At 64.3% G+C, this 14,703-nt stretch carries 15 protein-coding genes; 3 read left to right on the plus strand and 12 right to left on the minus strand.

Features of this window, described 5'->3' with window-relative positions; genetic code table 11:
• Positions 1-462: 462 nt before the first annotated feature.
• Positions 463-1,098: a cysteine hydrolase family protein gene (locus tag ABID44_RS17365; RefSeq protein ID WP_354152947.1), complete on the minus strand. Its 636-nt coding sequence runs from the start codon at positions 1,096-1,098 to the stop codon at positions 463-465.
• Between the two features lie 79 nt (positions 1,099-1,177).
• On the minus strand, positions 1,178-2,320 hold the full coding sequence (locus tag ABID44_RS17370; RefSeq protein ID WP_354152948.1) for an ABC transporter substrate-binding protein: 1,143 nt from the start codon (positions 2,318-2,320) through the stop codon (positions 1,178-1,180).
• Between the two features lie 164 nt (positions 2,321-2,484).
• On the opposite strand from ABID44_RS17370, the gene ABID44_RS17375 reads away from it, so the two are divergent.
• Together ABID44_RS17375 and ABID44_RS17380 are read left to right on the plus strand one after the other, a co-directional pair.
• Positions 2,485-3,408 (plus strand): MurR/RpiR family transcriptional regulator, encoded by a 924-nt coding sequence (locus ABID44_RS17375; protein WP_354152949.1) that lies wholly within the window; start codon positions 2,485-2,487, stop codon positions 3,406-3,408.
• Positions 3,409-4,725: a type I glutamate--ammonia ligase gene (locus ABID44_RS17380; protein WP_354152950.1), complete on the plus strand. Its 1,317-nt coding sequence runs from the start codon at positions 3,409-3,411 to the stop codon at positions 4,723-4,725.
• A gap of 13 nt (positions 4,726-4,738) precedes the next feature.
• Here ABID44_RS17380 and ABID44_RS17385 read toward each other — a convergent pair whose 3' ends face one another.
• The 5 genes from ABID44_RS17385 to ABID44_RS17405 are packed head-to-tail and all read right to left on the minus strand — an operon-like array spanning position 4,739 to position 8,770.
• Entirely contained in the window at positions 4,739-5,368 is a 630-nt protein-coding gene (locus tag ABID44_RS17385) for a cysteine hydrolase family protein (RefSeq protein ID WP_354152951.1), read from the minus strand.
• Entirely contained in the window at positions 5,365-6,375 is a 1,011-nt protein-coding gene (locus tag ABID44_RS17390; RefSeq protein ID WP_354152952.1) for a branched-chain amino acid ABC transporter permease, read from the minus strand. Before ABID44_RS17390 ends, ABID44_RS17385 begins: the two co-directional genes overlap by 4 nt.
• A gap of 1 nt (position 6,376) precedes the next feature.
• Positions 6,377-7,267: a branched-chain amino acid ABC transporter permease gene (locus tag ABID44_RS17395; protein ID WP_354152953.1), complete on the minus strand. Its 891-nt coding sequence runs from the start codon at positions 7,265-7,267 to the stop codon at positions 6,377-6,379.
• Entirely contained in the window at positions 7,264-7,986 is a 723-nt protein-coding gene (locus ABID44_RS17400; RefSeq protein ID WP_354152954.1) for an ABC transporter ATP-binding protein, read from the minus strand. Before ABID44_RS17400 ends, ABID44_RS17395 begins: the two co-directional genes overlap by 4 nt.
• Entirely contained in the window at positions 7,979-8,770 is a 792-nt protein-coding gene (locus ABID44_RS17405; RefSeq protein WP_354152955.1) for an ABC transporter ATP-binding protein, read from the minus strand. The genes ABID44_RS17400 and ABID44_RS17405 overlap by 8 nt, the downstream gene beginning before the upstream one ends.
• 126 nt (positions 8,771-8,896) lie before the next feature.
• Between ABID44_RS17405 and ABID44_RS17410 the strand changes: the two genes are divergently transcribed.
• Positions 8,897-9,688, plus strand: a complete 792-nt coding sequence (locus ABID44_RS17410) for an N-formylglutamate amidohydrolase (RefSeq protein ID WP_354152956.1) — start codon at positions 8,897-8,899, stop codon at positions 9,686-9,688.
• A gap of 39 nt (positions 9,689-9,727) precedes the next feature.
• Here the strand turns inward: ABID44_RS17410 and doeB are convergent, their stop codons facing one another.
• Genes doeB through eutA form a run of 5 tightly spaced genes read right to left on the minus strand, consistent with a single transcriptional unit; the run spans position 9,728 to position 14,703 of the window.
• A complete protein-coding gene (gene doeB, locus ABID44_RS17415; protein ID WP_354152957.1) occupies positions 9,728-10,714 on the minus strand; it encodes a N(2)-acetyl-L-2,4-diaminobutanoate deacetylase DoeB in 987 nt (328 codons plus the stop codon).
• Positions 10,715-10,717: 3 nt separating this feature from the next.
• Positions 10,718-11,908: an ectoine hydrolase DoeA gene (doeA, locus tag ABID44_RS17420; protein ID WP_354152958.1), complete on the minus strand. Its 1,191-nt coding sequence runs from the start codon at positions 11,906-11,908 to the stop codon at positions 10,718-10,720.
• A 34-nt stretch (positions 11,909-11,942) separates the two neighbouring features.
• Positions 11,943-12,935 carry an ectoine utilization protein EutC gene (gene eutC / locus ABID44_RS17425; protein WP_354152959.1) on the minus strand — a complete coding sequence of 331 codons (993 nt, stop codon included), beginning with the start codon at positions 12,933-12,935 and terminating at the stop codon, positions 11,943-11,945.
• Positions 12,932-13,918: a hydroxyectoine utilization dehydratase EutB gene (gene eutB / locus ABID44_RS17430; protein WP_354152960.1), complete on the minus strand. Its 987-nt coding sequence runs from the start codon at positions 13,916-13,918 to the stop codon at positions 12,932-12,934. Before eutB ends, eutC begins: the two co-directional genes overlap by 4 nt.
• A 5-nt stretch (positions 13,919-13,923) precedes the next feature.
• The gene (gene eutA / locus ABID44_RS17435; protein ID WP_354152961.1) at positions 13,924-14,703 is read right to left on the minus strand and encodes an ectoine utilization protein EutA; all 780 of its coding nucleotides are present in this window, start codon (positions 14,701-14,703) and stop codon (positions 13,924-13,926) included.

Genomic DNA, 14,703 nt, shown 5'->3' on the forward strand with positions numbered 1-14,703 from the left:
CCACGCGGGTCAGCGCCATCATCTGCCCAGACAATGGCCCAAAAGCCCATCATGCATTAAGACTGAAACCGGACCACCCCATGGGGTCAGGCCAGACAAGCCTGACACGCGCATGAGCGCCATAGGAGCCAGGGGCCTTGGTGAAATAGGCCTGCCCGGCGTAGCGGCGGCGATTGGCAACGCTGTTTTCCATGCAACGGGAAAACGATGCAGAAAGCTGCCGATCTCACTCGATTTTCTGACGCGGCAGGCAGGGGGCATTCAAACCCGTGAGTTTAGCGCCAAACAGGTTCTGAGCCTTGGAGGGAGCGAACATGCACCTCAAACTTGCCACCCATACCGCGCGAAATCATAAGACCGAACGTCTTCAGCAATCCCCGAATCTGGTTGCCACGTCGAGCGTCATGCTCGATCGGCTCGCAATAAATTAATTTTCTGAGAATTATGGGGGTGATATTGCAATTAATTCCGGCTTTCGAAATCGGCCAGAACTTCGTCAACCCGTTGCAGGCGGCAATAGCCGGCGAAGGCGCGCAGGGCGCCCTCATGCCGCTCCTGCGAATATGAGGCGCAGGCGTCGGCGGCGCAGACCATGTAGTAGCCCCGGTCGGCGCCATCGCGAATGGCCATGTCCACGCACTGATCGGTGAGGAAGCCGGCCACCACGACATTATCAGCGCCGAGATTGCGCAGCACATAGTCGATATTGGTCGAATTGAAAACGCCGGACGAGGTCTTGGGCAGGACGATATCGTCCTCAGCCGGAGCCACCTCGTCGATCACCCTGGCCAGCGGTGAGCCGCGCGGAATGTGGATGTTGGAAAGCTTGTGATCCAGCGAGCGATCGCGTCCGTCGCGGGTCAGCGACTCGATCACCGTGTAGACGATCTCCGCGCCATGGCGGCGCGCGCCCTCGATGAGCCTGCGCATATTGGGCAGCGCACGCGTGCGGACCTGCTCGTAGAATTCGGGATGATGCGCCTGCACCTCTTGGGAAATCTCGGCGTTCTGCGCATCCACGATCAGCACCACGGTGCGCCGGCCGTCCAGCTTGCGATTGCGCCCGCTATAAGAGGCCAGCGTGCTGCCCTGATGCATCCCTTTACCCTTTCCTGCAATGCAAGCGGGGCCATTCAGGCCCCGCCGGATTTCGACATGTCTTGCGCGAAGCCAGCCGCTACTGCTGTTCAGGTTTCCAGATTTCCTCGACCTTGTAGTTGCCCTGCTTGACGCTGATGACTGAAACCGGCTTTGGCGGCACCATCGAGGCGCGGGTGTAGCTGATCTCGCCGGTAACACCCTTGAAGCCGCGGGTTTCCTTGAGCGCCTTCTGGATATCGGCGGGCTCGGCGGAATTGGCGCGCTTGATGGCGTCGGCCACCAGCATCAGCGCGTCATAGCCGAGCGGAGCGAAGGCGTTTTCGGGATCACGACCATATTCGGCCTTATAATCTTCGATGAACTTACTGACCTCCGGCCGGTCGTCGGCGCGATAGGTGTGGGTCGAGAAATACACGTCGTTTGCAAGCTCGGGTCCGGGCACTGTCGTCACAAGCTCGGTGTCGAAGCCGTCGCCGGAGACAATCGGCATGGTGATGCCCTGCTCGCGGATCTGCTTGACCGATATGCCCGCTTCGGAGGGAATGGCGGAAACGAAGACCGCGTCGGGTTTCGGATCGATCGAGGCCAATCGTGCGATCTGCGCCGAAAAATCGGTGTCGCCCATCATGAAGGAATCTGTGCCCACCACTTCACCGCCCTTTTCGGTAAAGCGTTCGGTGAAGAAGGCGCTGAGGGCCTTGGTGAAATCCATGGAGTTGTCGGTCCACACCACCACCTTGCGTGCGCCAAGCTTGTCATAAGCATAGTCGGCAATGGCATAGGACTGGTCATCATCGCCGAAGGGCGCCATGAACATGTAATCGCCTACCCATTCGGGAAGCTTGGGGTGCGTGGCGCCGGACGTCACGAAAGGCACACCCTTTTCCTGGAACAACGGCGCTCCCGCCATTACGAAGGTGGTGTCGGACTGACCGATGCCCGCCACCACGCCTTCCGACAGCACGCGTTGCGCGGCCTTGGCTGTTTCCTGCTGGTCGGTCTTGCCATCGGGCGCGATCAGCTCCACCTGCTTGCCGAGAAGCCCGCCATCGGCGTTGATCTGCTTGGCGGCAAGCTGCGCGCCATATAGAGACGGCCCGTCCAGCGAGGACATGCCGCCCGTGACGTTGTAGAGTGCGCCGATCTTGATCGTCTCCTGGGCGAGCGCACCGCCCACCATTGCCGCCAGCGCGACGGACGCGATGAGAAACCTTTTCATTGCCGTCTTCCCCTTTGCTGTTTTCATTGAACCCGCAAACCGGAATGCAGGGCCTGTGTCTTTTGTCTAGATCAACAGAGGTATCGGGAAGAGTCAATCGAATCGTACATTTTTCTTTCTCTCTGGCGATTTGTCTGGTTTGATACAAATAAGGGTGAGGATGCATGACATATTCCGACACTGCGGATCTGGTGAAACGCCTGCGCGATGAACTGCCCTCGCTCGGCGCACGCGAGGCCCGTGCGGCCCGCTACCTGATGGACAACTATCCCATGGCGGGCCTGCGCACCGTAGCCGAGTTCGCTCACGAAAGCGGAGTCTCGACAGCGACGGTGCTGCGCCTGGTCAAGCGCCTGGGGTTTTCTGTCTATGCCGATTTCCAGGCGGCGCTCCACCAGCATATCGAGCAGACCTTGCAATCGCCGCTGCTACGCTTCGAAACGCAGCCGGGGCCGCCGGAAAGCGAGCAGGGCGGCTTTCTCGATCGCTTCGTGCTCACCATGGAGGAACATCTCAAGACGCTGCGCCAGAGCAACACACTGGCGGAGTTCGATGAGGTGACGGCGCTGCTGGCCAATGAGCGACGCGACATCCATCTGGTCGGTGGGCGTTACTCGTTCAATCTCGTACGCTATTTTGCCGACCTTCTGACAGCCTTGCGCGGCCGTGTGACGGTCATCGACGGCCAGACGCAGACCTGGCCGCAAAACCTGCTCGACATGGGCAAGTCGAGCGTGCTCGTCGCCATAGATGTGCGCCGCTACCAGCAGGATGTGATCGAGTTCACCGCAGCGGCCGCACGACGCGGGGCGACCGTGGTGCTGCTGACCGACAACTGGCAGTCGCCCGCCGTGCGGTCGGCCCGTCACGTGCTGCGCTTTCCGGTCTCGTCGCCGTCGATCTTCGACGTGCTGACCATCGGTCTGGCGCTGGCGGAGGCGCTGGTGGGGGCGGTGGCCCTGAGGCGCGGCGACGCCGGACGCAAACGCATGGAAATGCTGGAGGCGCTGCGCAAGCCCTTTTCGCCTCGTGAATCGGAGTTCAACCGCTCGCCGCAGAAGAGCGATGAGTCGACTGGAGCAGACTGAATGAAACGCGAAGAAATCGTCATGCTGTGCACCAGCGATCTCGCCGGCCAGGTGCGGGGGAAAGGGTTTCCCGCGCGCGACTACGAGACGCGGCTGCGCAAGGGGATAGGCTGGACGCCGACCAACAGCATGATCACGGCGCACGGCCCGATCGCGCCCAGCCCGTGGGGGCCGTTCGGCGACACGGTTCTGGTTCCCGATCCAAATACGCATGTCCGGGTGGATTTCGGCCCGGATCATGCCGCCGAGAATTTCATCATGGGCGATATCTGTCTGCTCGACGGCACACCATGGCCGGTATGTCCGCGATCTTTCCTCAAGCGCGTGGTGGCCGCTCTGGAGGAGCGTCACGGTTTGCGCGTGCGCGCGGCCTTCGAGCACGAGTTCGTCTATGACGGCGTCGACGAGCGGCCCAACGCCAGCTACGCGCTCGACGCCTTCCGCCGGCAGGACCGGTTCGCCGAAACTTACCTCGGCGCGTTGCAGCAGGCAGGTTTGGAACTCGACACCTTCATGCCCGAGTTCGGCCCGATGCAGTACGAGGTCACGGTAGGGCCTGCGGTCGGCGTGACGGCGGCGGATCAGGCGGTCGCAGTGCGCGAGACTGCCCGCGCCGTGGCCACCCGGCTCGGCCGGGGGGTCAGCTTCACCCCGATCCTGCGGCCTGATGCCGTGGGCAACGGCGTGCATGTCCATTTCAGCCTGTTCGAGGCGGCGACCGGCCGACCCGTGAACCACGATCGCGGCCACAAGGACGGATTGTCCGCCACAGCCGGGGCGTTCATTTTCGGCATACTCGCAAAGATGCCCTCGATCACCGCGCTGACCGCCGCCTCGACCATCTCCTATCTGAGACTGACCCCCAATCGCTGGAGCGCGGCATACAACAATCTCGGCTATCGCGACCGCGAGGCCGGTGTCCGCATCTGCCCGGTCTTCGCTGACGCTGGCGCGGACATATCGCGCCAATACCATTTCGAATTCCGCGCCGCGGATGCCGCCGCAAGCCCATATCTGGTGCTGGGCGCCATCCTTTCCGCCGGGCTCCACGGGCTGGATCGCGGCCTGCCGATGGCCCAGGTATGCGAAGGCGCGCCGCAAAGCCTGCCCGCCCCGGAACTCGAACGATTGGGCATCACCCGCCTGCCGCAATCGCTGGATGCGGCGCTCGATCTGTTCGAGGCGGACGCCGATATGGACGCGATGATTGGGGCTGATCTCAAGAGGGCCTACCTTGCCCACAAGCGCTTCGAGGCGGAGCTGATGCGCAACCTTTCCGATGAGGAGCAATGCGCCCGTTACCGCGCGGCTTACTGAACGCCGGGACCGGTCAGGAACCGATCTGGCCGAAGAGACTGTCGGTGGTTTCGGTCCGGCAGTAACCCTTGAAGGCGTTGAGCGCCGCGACGTGGCGCTCTTGCGTGTCGGTGGCGCAGCCGTCGCTGACGCAGATCATGTGGAAGCCACGATCCGCGCCGTCGCGGATGGTGTGGTCGACGCACTGGTCGGTGAGGAAGCCGGTGACGATGATTGTGTCGAGACCGATATTGCGCACCAGATATTCGAAATTGGTCGAGTTGAAGAGGCTGGAAGAGGTTTTGGGGATGATCATCTCGTCGCCGACCGGGGCCAGTTCGTCGATCACCCTTGCGTCGTGCGAACCCCTGGCGATGAAGAAGTTCGACAACTTGTAATCGAGGCTGCGGTCACGGCCGTCCCCGGTGAAGTTCTCCATCACCGTATAGATCACCTCGACACCGTGCCGGCGGCAGGCCGCCGCCAGCCTTTGCAGATTGGGGATGACGGTTTCGCGCGCCTGCCGGTAGAAAGTCGGCCGGGGCTGGCGGTTGGGTTCGTCCATCACCCAGTTCTGGGCGTCGATGATCAGCAGGCCGGTGCGCTCGGCCACAATAGGCTGAACGCGCGAGGCGTAGATGTCGCGCGGGCGCGGTGCGCTCATGGCAGGGAACCTCCGAAGATGCGACGCACGAAACGCGGCTCGCCGGAGCCCAGCAAGCCGTTCGGGCGGAAGAACAGAACGAGGATCAGGCCAAGCGCCACGATCACTTGGCTGAGCCCGTAGAGGCCGAGCTTTTCCTCCAGCGGGCGCACGGCTTCCGACAGGCCGGTGACCGCGACGGCGGCTGCGATGGAGCCGGTGATGCTGCCGGTTCCACCAATCACCACCATGGCGACAAGGTTGAAAGCCAGCACCACGGAGTAGGATTTTGGCGTCACCACGGTGATCAGGTGCACCATGAGACCGCCGGCGATGGCGGCGAAGAAGGCGCCGAGCACGAAGGCCAGCATGCGGATGCGATAGGTGCTGACGCCGGAGCTTTCAGCCGCCAGCGCGTTTTCGCGCGTGGCCATCATCGCCCGGCCCAATGAGGAGAATTTCAGGCGCAGCGCCGTGTAGACGACCAGAGCGGCGAAGCCGAAGCACCACCAGACGCCGGTGAGCCTCGGAATGCCATTGAGGCCCGAGCCACCCCTTGTCAGGCCGCTCCAGTTGGTGGCCAGCCCCTGCACGATGACGATCAGGCCCAGCGTCGCCACGGCCAGATAATGGCCTTTCAGCCGCAGCACCGGCAGGCCGACGAGGAAGGCGATGACCGCCCCGAGGATGCCGGCCACCGCCAGCGCCGGCAGCAGCGGAAGCTGGGTCGACATCAGGAATGACGGCAGGTCCGGCAGCATGAAGTCCTTGCGCCCGGGCGGGAAGGTCAGCACCGCCGAGACGTAAGCGCCGATGGTCATGAAGGCCGGGTGACCGAGGGAGAACAGGCCGGCCAGCCCATTGCTTATGTTGAGCGAAACCGCCAGCGACACGTTGATGAGCATGATGGCGAGCAGCGTCACCAGATAGGGGCTGAGCCTGGCCTGTGCGCCATAGACGAGCACGGCGCAGGCGCACAGGACGGCGATGCCGGCGACCGGACCGGTGACGCTGCGGGCTGCCGCCATGTCAGGCTCTTTCTTCGACATGGCGCACGAACAGTCCCGATGGCTTGAGAAGCAGGATGACGATCAGCAGCGTGAACACGAACACGTCGCGATAGCCGGCAAACTGAGGTGGCAGCAAGCCGACGAACAGCACTTCGGCCAGCCCCAGAAGATAGCCGCCCAGCATGGCTCCGCCGATCGAGCCCACACCGCCGATCACGCAGGCGATGAAGGCCTTGAGCCCCGGCGCGAAGCCGAGCAGCGGATCGATCTGCCCGAACTTGCCACCCCACAGCAGGCCCGCCGCGGCGGCCAGCGCCGAGCCGATCGCGAAGGCGGTCAGGATCGTGCGGTTGACGGCGATGCCCATCAGCCGCGCCGCCGTCAGATTGTCGGCGGTGGCGCGCATCGCAGCGCCCAACCGCGTCCGGTAGACGATCACGAGCAGCAGCGCGATCAGCATCACGGTGAGGCCGATGATGGTGAGATCGGTGAGCGAGGCGCTGACCGCGCCGATCTGGACGCGCTGACGCATGAAGGTGGGAAACAGGAAGTTGCGCGGCTGGCCGGACAAGAGCATCAGTCCGGTGTTCTGGATGACGATCGAGACCGCCAGCGTGGCGATGAAGCCCGTCACCTGCTGCGCTCCGCGCATCGGGCGGAACACCGTCGCCTCGATGGTCATCCCGGCCAGCGCGCCGACCAGCAGCACGAACATCAGGATCAGGGGCCATGGCACCCCGTAGCCGACGAGGGCAAGCGTGGTGAAAGCGCCGATCATCACCAGATCGCCATGGGCGAAATTGATCAGCCGCACGATGCCGTAGATCATCGAGAAACCGATGGCCACCAGCGCGTAAAGGCTGCCCAGCGCCAGCCCGTTGATGATCTGCTGGAAGACATACTGGCTCATTGCGCCATCCCCAGATAGGCCCGCCGCACGCGGTCGTTGCCGGCAAGTTCCGGCCCCGTTCCCGACAAGGTGATGACGCCGTTTTCAAGCACATAGGCCCGGTCGGCGATGTCGAGCGCCATGGCGGCGTTCTGCTCGACCAGCAGGATCGTCGTGCCCTGCTGCTTCAGGGTCGCGATCACGTCGAAGATGCGCTCGATCATCTGCGGTGCCAGTCCGAGCGAAGGTTCATCGAGCAGCAGGAGTCGCGGCTGCGCCAGGAGCGCACGGCCGATGGCGAGCATCATCTGTTCGCCTCCCGACAAGGTGCCGCCAGCCGCTTTCGCGCGCTCTTTCAGGATCGGAAACAGGTCGTGGACACGCTCCAGCGTCTGGCGCACCTCGTCGCGGTCGGTCCGCAGATAAGCGCCCATGGCAAGGTTCTCCGCCACGCTGAGCGACTGGAAAATCTGCCGCCCCTCCGGCGACTGCACCAGCCCTTCGCCGACGATCCGCTCGGGAGGCTTACGGGTGAGATCGACAGGCCCCGAGGCGCCCTGGAAGACGGCGGTTCCCGAACGTGGCCGCAACAGCCCGGAAAGCGTCTGCAATGTGGTCGATTTGCCAGCCCCGTTGGCGCCGATCAGCGCCGCCATCTCGCCCTCGCGCACGTCGAGCGATATGCCCTTGAGCACGTGGGTCGCGCCGCGAAACACATGCAGGTCGCGCACCTCAAGCATTTGCGCCGCCATTTCGCCTTGTGCCGAGATAGGCTTCGATAACGCCGGGATTGTTCTGCACCTCGGCTGGTGTGCCGTCCGCCACCAGCCGGCCGCGATTGAGCACCTGAACGCGCTGGCACAACCCCATGACCAGACGCATGTCGTGCTCGACGACCATCACGGCGGCGCCGAGTTGCCGGTTGATCCCGCGTATCAGGTCGACCAGCGTTTCCGTCTCCGACGGGTTGAGGCCGGCTGCCGGCTCGTCAAGCAGCAAGGCGGTTGGCTCACTGGCGAGCGCACGCGCGATCTCGACCCGACGCTGGTCGCCATAGGAAAGATCGCCGGCGCGTCGTCCCATCAGATGGGTAAGCCCGGTCAGTTCCGATATTTCCATCGCCCGTTGTTCAATCACGCGCTCGGCGCGGCGGAAGGCCGGCAATTGGAACAGGGTGGGGAAGATGGAAGCGCCATAGCGCATATGCGCACCGCACATGATGTTTTCCAGGACGGAAAGGTCGCTGAACAGGCGGATGTTCTGGAAAGTGCGGGCGATGCCGCGGCGCGCCAGCGCATTGGGCGCGCGCCCGGTAAGGTCCTCGCCGGCGATCCGGATACGCCCGGATGTCGGTCGGATGACCCCGGTCAACAGATTGAACGCCGTTGTCTTGCCCGCGCCATTAGGCCCGATCAGGCCGACAAGTTCGCCGGCGCGTAACGCCAGCGAATAGCCCTCGACCGCCACCAGTCCGCCGAAGCGGCGGGTCAGGTTGTCCGCAGTGATGACTTCCGGCGCTGACACGCTCGCTATCGTTCCCCGTTTGCTGCTGGAGCAAGCGTATTCGTGAATAGGCGTTTGCGTCAACCAAAAGATACAAGTAGAAGGGGAATAGCGATTTTGTACAATTTCGTACATCGGAGGGCATCCATGTCGCCACAGCCTCCCGCCGTCTTGCCGCATCGGCTTCTGGCCGTGGACGAGCCGCATCCGCTGGAGGTTTTCAACCCGCAAGGCGGATCGGACTTCTTCCTGATCTGCGAACATGCCGGCCGGCTCGTTCCCGCCAGGCTTGGTACGCTGGGGCTCGACGAGGCGGACCGTTCACGACATATCGCGTGGGATATCGGGGCCCGCGACATCGCCATGGAACTCGCCAGGCTGCTGGACGCGCCGCTCTATATGCAACGCTATTCGCGTCTGGTCTGCGATTGCAATCGCCAGCCCGACGTGGCGTCCTTCATTCCCGATATCAGTGAAACCACCGTCATTCCGGGCAATGCGAACCTGCCGCCCGAGGAAATCGAGGCGCGGGTTGCGGAGATATTCCAGCCGTTCCACGACGCGGTGACGCAGGCGCTAGACGCCCGCGATGCGGCAGGGCGCAGGACGATCCTGGCTACTGTGCACTCCTTCACGCCGGTCTACAAAGGCGTTTCCCGCCCATGGCAGATCGGCGTGCTGTTCAACCGCGATACCGTGCTATCGCCGCAGATCGTCCGCTATCTTGAAGCCAACACCGATTACGAGGTGGGCGTGAACCAGCCCTATGCGGTGGGCGACGACACCGACTACGCCATTCCCGTCCACGGTGAGAAACGCGGGTATCCTTGTGTCGAGTTCGAGATCCGCAACGATCTGACCGGCGGCAGACAGGCTGTGGAGGACTGGGCCGGATTGCTCGCCGACAGCCTCAGGCATGCCGCCGGAACGATGGCGTAACGCATCTGGAGGGCCAGGCGTTCGGCGGTGCGGTCTGGATTATTGCGCCAGCACGCACATGCAGTCGCCTGCCTTTACCAGACCGGGAAAGTGCCGCGCCACAAGGAGCCCGGACATTTTCGCCCGGATCTCCTGCGGGGCGACCCCGGTGCGCCCTATGGAATGGATGCGCGCGATGACCATGCCCTCACGCACGTCCTCGCCAAGGTCCACCATGGTCTCGAACAGGCCGTCATCCTCGGCGAAGGTGAAGCAATCGTCGGACGGCATATCGAGCCAGCGGGTCTCGGCCTTCTCGACCGCTCCTTCCAGCATGCCGGCATGGCGCAGCACATTGGCGATGCCGCGTCTTGCAATGCGCACCGTTTCGGCACGGGCCGTACCGCCGCCCCCAAGCTCCGTGGTGACGAAGACCTTGCCCATTTCTTCGGCGGCCGTGTCGTACATCCCCACGGTATCGATCTCGAGCATCTTCATCGAGTACGGCGCCGCGAAAGCTTCCACCGCCGCGAAGGCCTTCGCCTCCTGCGCCTTGTCCGGCAGTATGTGGGCCGCGCAATAGGGCAGGAAATCCAGCGTGCGCCCGCCGGAATGGAAATCGAAGACGAGGTCGGCGCGCGGCAGCAGTTCGCGCTGGAAATAGTCGGCGATCTTTTCCGTCGCCGTACCATCCGGCCTGCCGGGGAACGAACGGTTCATGTTGCCCTTGTCGATGGGCGAGGTGCGCGTGCCGGCGCGGAAGGCCGGATGGTTCATGGCCGGCACGATGATGACCGTTCCAGAAACTTGGTCGGGCTTGAGCGTGCGCGCCAGTTCGTAAAGCGCCAGCGGTCCCTCATATTCGTCGCCATGATTGGCCCCGGTCAGCAGCGCCGTCGGGCCCTCGCCGTTCCTGACCACGCAGATCGGGATCATCACCGAGCCCCAGGCGGAATCGTCGCGGCTGTAGGGCAGGCGCAGGAAACCGTGCTGCACCCCGTCGCGGTCGAAATCGACGGTTGGGGAAATGGGGGAAGGCTTCAGCATGTCCTAGTCCTTCACCACCAGCTTGCGGGGAACATTGGCGAGACATTCGACGCCGGTATCGATGATCAGGAGGGACTCGGTGATTTCCAGCCCCATGTCCTGAAGCCACAGGCCGGTCATGAAATGGAAGGTCATGCCGGGTTTCAGTTCGGTGCGGTCTCCGGGACGCAGGCTCATGGTGCGTTCGCCCCAGTCCGGCGGATAGGAGAGCCCGATCGAATAGCCGGTACGGTTGTCCTTGACGATGCCGTATCTCTTCAGGACGGCGAAGAAGGCGTTGGCGATATCCTCGCAGGCATTGCCGGGCTTCGCAGCCGCCAGCCCGGCCTCCATACCCTCCAGCGTCGCCTTCTCGGCATCGAGGAAAGCTTGCGTTGGTTTGCCAAGGAATACCGTTCGGGAAAGCGGGCAGTGGTAGCGGTTATAACAGCCGGCGATTTCAAAGAAGGTGCCTTCGCCCGCCTTCATCGGCCTGTCGTCCCAGGTGAGATGCGGCGCGGACGCATCGGCGCCGGAAGGCAGTAGCGGCACAATGGCCGGGTAATCGCCCCCGAACCGGCCATCGGGGCCGTCGACGCCGCGCGTGCCGGCGTCATAGATCTCGGCCACCAGATCGCATTTGCGCATGCCCACCTCGACCTTGTCGAAGATGCGCTGATGCATGGCCTCCACAATGCGCGCGGCCTTCTTCATATAGCCGATCTCGGCCGGGCTTTTCACCGCCCGCTGCCAGTTCACCAGCGCGGTGGCGTCGCTGAAGCGGGCGTTGGGCAGGTGCTGCTGCAGGGAGGCGAAGGCTTTGGCGGAGAACCAGTAATTGTCCATCTCGACGCCGATGCGCTTCGCGCCCCAGCCCTTGTCCGAGAGAATGCCGGCCAGATAGTCCATCGGATGGCGCTCGGTGGACTGCACGTAGTGGTCGGGATAGCCGATGATGTTATCCGGCTTCAGATAGGCCGTGCGCCTTGCCCCGTTGGCGTCCTGCCCGCGCCCGAACCAGATCGGCTCGCCCTCCGGCGGCACGATGACGGCCTGATGCACATAGAACGACCAGCCGTCATATCCGGTCAGCCAGGCCATGTTGGAGGGATCGGAGCAGATCAGGAGATCGACGCCTTTCGCCTCCATCGCCCGGCGCGTCTTTTCCAGACGCCCGGCATATTCCTCCCGGCTGAATTTCAGGTTTGGCTGCATTGTTGACGTCCTTCGTTAAGCCTCGCGGCCGGCATCAGCTTTCCAGAATGGTTCCCGCCCCGGCTGCCTTGGCGCGGTCGCGGGCGAGCGTGGCGATTGCGGTGTCCTGCACGCCGGTTCCGGTAAGATCGGCCAGCGTGATGTCGGCGGCGGAGCGGCGGCCGCGCCGGAGGCCGGCGATAATCTGGCCGAGTTCCGTCACCCCGGTATCGGCGGCGACCAGTCCGGCAGCAATCGCATGATGCAACTCACCCAGCCGGCGCGTCTGCGCGGCGCTGTCGGCGACATACAGATCGGCCATGCGGATGATCGCCGGCGCGATCTCGTTCTTGTGTTCGGCGTCCGAGCCCATGGCGGTTATATGCTGGCCGGCGGTGATGAAGCCGGCATGGATGAGCGGTTCGGATGCGGGCGTGGCGGTCACGATCACGTCGGCGTCGGCGGCCGCTTTGGCCGCGTCCGGCTCGGCGCGTACCTCGATGCCCAGCCGTTCACGCAATTCGCCGGCCGTGCGCTCGGCGCTTGCCGGATCGCGAGCCCAGATGCGCGCCTGCCTGATCGGTCGCACCAGCTTCAGCGCCTCCAACTGCATCTTAGCCTGCATCCCCGCGCCGAAAATGGCGGCGACCGCCGCATCCTCGCGCGCCAGATATCTGGCCGCCACGGCGCCGGCGGCCGCCGTGCGGATATCGGTGAGATAGCCATTGTCGAGCAGCAGCGCCTCAGTCAGCCCGGTAGTGGCCGAAAGCAGCACCATCAGCCCGTTGGTGCTCGGCAGCCCAAGCTTCGGATTGTCGAAGAAACCGGGGCTGATCTTGATAGCGAAGCCGTCAATGCCCGGCACGTAGGCGGTCTTGACGTCCACTTCGCCGCGCTGCTCGGGAATGTCGAGCCGCAGGATGGGCGGCATCGCCACCTTCTGCGTGGCCAGCGCGCGGAAGGCGTTCTCGACACAGGCCACCGCGTCCAGATCCAGCTTCACGATGCGCCGCAGTTCGGCTTCGGTGAGAATGGTCATCGATCTCATGCCGCCCGCTCCGTTTGCGTCGTCCCGCACACGATGTTTCTGTGCTGGCTCATGTCGATATTGCGGCCGGACAGGATGAGGACGGTCGGCCCGGATGGCTTCGCCTTGCCGGCCAGAAGCGCGGCGATGCCGACCGCCCCGGCACCCTCCACGATCTCGCGTTCCTGCTCATAGGCATGGACGATGCCGGCGGCGATCTCGCCCTCGGAAAGCAGCACCACATCGTCCAGAAGGTCGCGGCACATGGCGAAGGTCAGCCGGTTGTCGAGACCGATGCCGCCGCCGAGCGAATCCGCCAGCGTCGGCATCTCCTCGACCTGCACCGGCCGGCCGGCATCGAGGCTCGCCTTCATCGCGGCCCCGCGCTCCATGGAAATGCCGATGATTTTTGCCGACGGCTTCAGGCCCTTGACCGCGGCGGCAACGCCCGCCGCCAGCCCGCCGCCGGATAGCGGCACCAGCACCGTGGCCACATCCGGCACGGCTTCCACGATCTCCAGCCCGAGCGTGCCTTGCCCCGCGATGATGGCGGGATCGTCGAAGGGCGGCACCATCGCCAGCCCCTCCTGCACGACCAGCCGGTCCACCTCGACCTGCGCGTCGTCCTGGCTGTTGCCGACGATGCGGATTTCCGCGCCGAGGCGGCGGATTTCGTCGACCTTGTTGGCCGGCACCAGTTTCGACATGCAGATCACGGCGCGCACGCCTTCCAGCCGCGCCGCATGGGCCAGCGCCCGGCCGTGATTGCCGGTGGAGGCGGCCACCACGCCACGCGCCTTCTCCTGACTGCTCAATGAGGCGATCGCATTGGACGCGCCGCGCAGCTTGAAGCTGCCGGTGCTCTGGCGCTCTTCCAGCTTGAGATGCACCGGGACGCCGAACCGCTCGCTCAGCGTTGCAGAAAGAACCGTCGGCGTTGGCTCGATACGGCCGGCGATGTGCTGGCGTGCAACTTCAATGTCACGGAGAGGGACTGTCTGCATGGCGATCAATCGCAGGCAAGCGGCAAGGTCATCAGCCGCCCCCATTTCGGACGTGGCTCAGTATCGCCGCACAGGCGCAGGCAATTCCACGCCGTCGCCTGATTGGAGGTCACCACGGGACGGCCGATCGCCGCCTCGATTTCCGCTGCGACGCCGGCGGAACGCAGCGCCGTGCAAGAAATGAACAGCGCCTCCGCATCGGCGGCCGTGGCCTCTTGCGCCAGATCGACCAGAGCCGAGGGCCGGATGCGCGCCATCTCGCGGTCGTCATCCAGCCCGAGACAGGTGAAGCTTGCCAGATCGAACCCGTGCCGGCGGAAGTAGTCGGCCATCGGCCGGCCGGTCTCGGCCACATAGGGGGTGAGCACGCTGATGCGTCGGGCGTCGAGCGCCTTCAGGCCGCGCATCGCCGCCATGGTCGGCGTCACCACCGGCGCGCCCGGCCTGGCGGCGTGGATCGCCGTCTTGATCTCGTCGTCGCCGATCACCACAGAGGCCGAGGTGCAGGAATAGCAGATGGCGTCGAGCGGCTCGCCCGGCAGGATCAGTGACGCGCCTGCGGTCAGCGCTGGCTGCATGCGGCGCAGGTTTTCCGGCGTGGTCGGGTTGGCGTAGGCGATGCGCGCCACATAGACGCCGACACGATCGCTCGCCACCATTCGACGGAAATCGGGCTCCGTGGTGTGGTCTGTGGCGAGGATGACGAGGCCGACGCGCTTTTCCATTGGGCGCGGATCAAGCGGCGGGCGGCCGCCATGCAGGCGGATATCGGCCGAAGCGTTCAT

The organism is Aquamicrobium ahrensii (assembly GCF_040545755.1).
GTDB lineage: Bacteria > Pseudomonadota > Alphaproteobacteria > Rhizobiales > Rhizobiaceae > Mesorhizobium > Mesorhizobium ahrensii.

Bases quoted from the DNA above. Each gene is read 5' to 3' on its own strand.
- ABID44_RS17380 (WP_354152950.1), top strand. From the start codon at position 3,409: ATGAAACGCGAAGAAATCGTCATGCTGTGCACCAGCGATCTCGCCGGC.
- ABID44_RS17385 (WP_354152951.1), bottom strand. From the start codon at position 5,368: ATGAGCGCACCGCGCCCGCGCGACATCTACGCCTCGCGCGTTCAGCCT.
- ABID44_RS17365 (WP_354152947.1), bottom strand. From the start codon at position 1,098: ATGCATCAGGGCAGCACGCTGGCCTCTTATAGCGGGCGCAATCGCAAG.
- ABID44_RS17395 (WP_354152953.1), bottom strand. From the start codon at position 7,267: ATGAGCCAGTATGTCTTCCAGCAGATCATCAACGGGCTGGCGCTGGGC.
- ABID44_RS17400 (WP_354152954.1), bottom strand. From the start codon at position 7,986: ATGCTTGAGGTGCGCGACCTGCATGTGTTTCGCGGCGCGACCCACGTG.
- ABID44_RS17370 (WP_354152948.1), bottom strand. From the start codon at position 2,320: ATGAAAAGGTTTCTCATCGCGTCCGTCGCGCTGGCGGCAATGGTGGGC.
- ABID44_RS17375 (WP_354152949.1), top strand. From the start codon at position 2,485: ATGACATATTCCGACACTGCGGATCTGGTGAAACGCCTGCGCGATGAA.
- doeB (WP_354152957.1), bottom strand. From the start codon at position 10,714: ATGCTGAAGCCTTCCCCCATTTCCCCAACCGTCGATTTCGACCGCGAC.
- eutB (WP_354152960.1), bottom strand. From the start codon at position 13,918: ATGCAGACAGTCCCTCTCCGTGACATTGAAGTTGCACGCCAGCACATC.
- ABID44_RS17410 (WP_354152956.1), top strand. From the start codon at position 8,897: ATGTCGCCACAGCCTCCCGCCGTCTTGCCGCATCGGCTTCTGGCCGTG.
- ABID44_RS17390 (WP_354152952.1), bottom strand. From the start codon at position 6,375: ATGGCGGCAGCCCGCAGCGTCACCGGTCCGGTCGCCGGCATCGCCGTC.
- eutC (WP_354152959.1), bottom strand. From the start codon at position 12,935: ATGAGATCGATGACCATTCTCACCGAAGCCGAACTGCGGCGCATCGTG.
- eutA (WP_354152961.1), bottom strand. From the start codon at position 14,703: ATGAACGCTTCGGCCGATATCCGCCTGCATGGCGGCCGCCCGCCGCTT.
- doeA (WP_354152958.1), bottom strand. From the start codon at position 11,908: ATGCAGCCAAACCTGAAATTCAGCCGGGAGGAATATGCCGGGCGTCTG.